The sequence below is a fragment of the Collinsella tanakaei genome, assembly GCF_016900375.1.
Classification (GTDB): Bacteria; Actinomycetota; Coriobacteriia; order Coriobacteriales; family Coriobacteriaceae; genus Collinsella.
Genome location: NZ_JACJKB010000037.1, coordinates 1 through 2,501, shown reverse-complemented (window position 1 = coordinate 2,501; position 2,501 = coordinate 1). Strand labels below are relative to the sequence as shown.

Below are 2,501 nucleotides of genomic sequence, written 5' to 3'. Positions count from 1 at the left end.
ATGTGTTTGATAACGTCTGACTTGCGGATTTGATCACCCGGAGCTTTCGGGAATGGTCACGAAAAACTTTCGGGTTTGGGCATGGGCACGCCGACCATCCCCAACGGGGCCTAACGTTGTCGCCGCTACGGTTGCGACGATGGGAGGCCGGGAAGGAAATGATCGGCGTGGACAAGATCGACGATATCAGAAGGCTCGGGAGGGGCGGGGCGAGCGTCGCCTCGATCGCCCGGGACACCGGGGTCTCCGAGCCCACGGTGAGGAAGTACCTGAGGGAGCCGGACCTCTCCGAGAGGCCGCCGGCGGTCGGCAGGGCGCCCGAGTCGCCCCTGCTCGAGCCCTTCGCGGCGCTGGTCGATTCGTGGCTGCTCGAGGACAGGCGCTGCTGGTACAAGCAGCGCCACACCGCGAAGAGGGTCTTCGACCGGCTCGTCGCGGAGAAGGGCTTCGAGGGCTCGTACTCGACCGTCAGGAGGTACGTGAGGAGGAGGCGCGAGGAGCTCGCCGCCGAGCTCGACGCCCGCGAGGCGCAGGGGTTCCTGCTGCTCGACTGGCTCCCGGGCGAGTGCCAGGTCGACTTCGGGCAGGCCGACTTCCGCGTGCGAGGCGTCGTCACCCGCGGCCACTTCCTCGTGGTCACGTTCCCGCACTCAAACGTCGGGCTCGCGCAGGTCTTCTGGGGCGAGACCGCGGAGTGCGTCTGCCAGGGGCTCCGCGACGTCTTCGAGTTCCTCGGGGGCGTGCCGCTGCGGGCCGTGTTCGACAACGCCACCGAGGTCGGCCGCAGGGTCGGCGCCGAGATGAGGACCTCGGCGCTCTTCCGCCGGTTCGCCGCGCACTACGGGCTCGACTACAGCTTCACCAACCCCTACTCGGGGAACGAGAAGGGCTCCGTGGAGAACAAGGTCGGGACGCTCAGGCGCAACCTCTTCGTCCCGGTCCCGCAGGTCTGGGACGTGAAGGCCTACAACGGGCGGCTGCTCGGGACGTGCCTGGCGCTCTCGGACGGCAAGCCGCACTACCGCAAGGGCGCGAGCGAGTCCGAGCTCTTCGGGGACGACCGCGCCGCGCTCTCGCCGCTGCCCGCGGCTCCGTTCGCGTGCGTGACGTGGCTCACCAGGAGGTGCGACAAGCAGGGCTCGTTCAGGGCGGGCGGCGAGCACCGCTACTCGGCGGGGCCCGCCAACGCCTCGCGAGAGGTCGCCGTCGCGATGGGCGCCTTCGACGTCACGGTCGTCGGCGCCGGGGGCGAGGTCGTCGCCGAGTACCCGCGCGAGTGGGGCGACGCGCCGACCGACTCCGCGGACCCGACCCTGCAGCTGAGGCTGCTCGCGATCCGCCCGGGCGGCTGGCGCGACAGCGTCGTGCGCGGGTCCCTGCCCGAGCAGCTCGTGGCCTTCCTCGACTCCGAGTCGCCCGCCGACCTCGGAGCCGACCTCAGGGCGCTGCGCGACGTGAGCGCCAGGCGGGGCTGGGCGGCGACCGTGGAGGGCGCGCTGAGGTCGCTCGGGGCCACGGGCGGCGTCGACGCCGCCACCCTGGAGCTCGCCGCCGCCAGGGCGGCCGCCGGCGACGCGTCCGTCGAGTACGACGAGCCGGTCGACCTCGCGGGGTACGACCGGGCCTTCGAGCTGCTGGAGGGGGGCGCCGCCAGTGCCTAGGATCCCGGACGCCGAGCGCGAGGAGTTCTCCTCGCGCGCCAGGTCGCTGTTCATATCGAAGGCGACGATAGCGTGGTTCCTCGAGACGGCGACCCCGGGCCAGCTCGCCGCGTGCTCGGGGATGCTCGCGCGCGAGCTCGAGTCCCGCGAGCGGTCGAAGCGCGCCCGGCTGCTGCGCCAGGCCCGCTTCCCCGTGCCCAAGGCCGTGGAGGGGTTCGACTGGTCCAACGTGCGCTTTCCCGAGGGCTGGGGCCGAGACGAGATGCTCTCGCTCGACTTCGTGGGGCGCGCCGAGGACCTCGTCCTCCACGGCCCGACCGGCCGCGGCAAGACGCACGTGGCGACGGCCCTCGGCATCGAGGCGACCCGGCGCGGGGTGCCCGTGCGCTTCTTCCAGACGGCGACGCTGGTGCTGCAGCTCGGCAAGGCGAAGCGCGAGGGGACGCTCGACAGGCTGCTGGCGGACGTCGGCAGGGCCGAGCTCGTGATCCTCGACGAGTTCGGCTACGTCCCCTTCGACGTCGACGGCGCGCGCCTGCTCTACCAGGTCATATCCGACTCTTACGAAAGGAGGAGCATAGTGTTCACCACGAACGTCGAGTTCAGCCGGTGGGGCACGGTCTTCGCGGACGACAAGCTCGCCGCCGCGATCGTGGACCGCGTCGTCCACCACGGCAGGCTCGTCGAGTTCGGCGGCCCAAGCCACCGTCTCGAGGAGTCACTCATGCTGGGCAAGTCGGGAAGCTAGCGGCGCGCCCGTGACCGAACCCGAAAAAGTTGCGTGCCCAAACCCGAAAGTTTTCCGTGATCATTTCAGAAAGACGGACTTGACCAAACACA

2 protein-coding genes are annotated in these 2,501 nt (G+C 70.4%); both read left to right on the top strand.

Annotated features, from left to right (window positions below):
• Positions 1-158: 158 nt before the first annotated feature.
• On the top strand, positions 159-1,661 hold the full coding sequence (istA, locus tag H6A16_RS10465; protein ID WP_239458341.1) for an IS21 family transposase: 1,503 nt from the start codon (positions 159-161) through the stop codon (positions 1,659-1,661).
• Positions 1,654-2,409 carry an IS21-like element helper ATPase IstB gene (gene istB, locus H6A16_RS10460; protein WP_204618955.1) on the top strand — a complete coding sequence of 252 codons (756 nt, stop codon included), beginning with the start codon at positions 1,654-1,656 and terminating at the stop codon, positions 2,407-2,409. Before istA ends, istB begins: the two co-directional genes overlap by 8 nt.
• Positions 2,410-2,501: the final 92 nt, after the last annotated feature.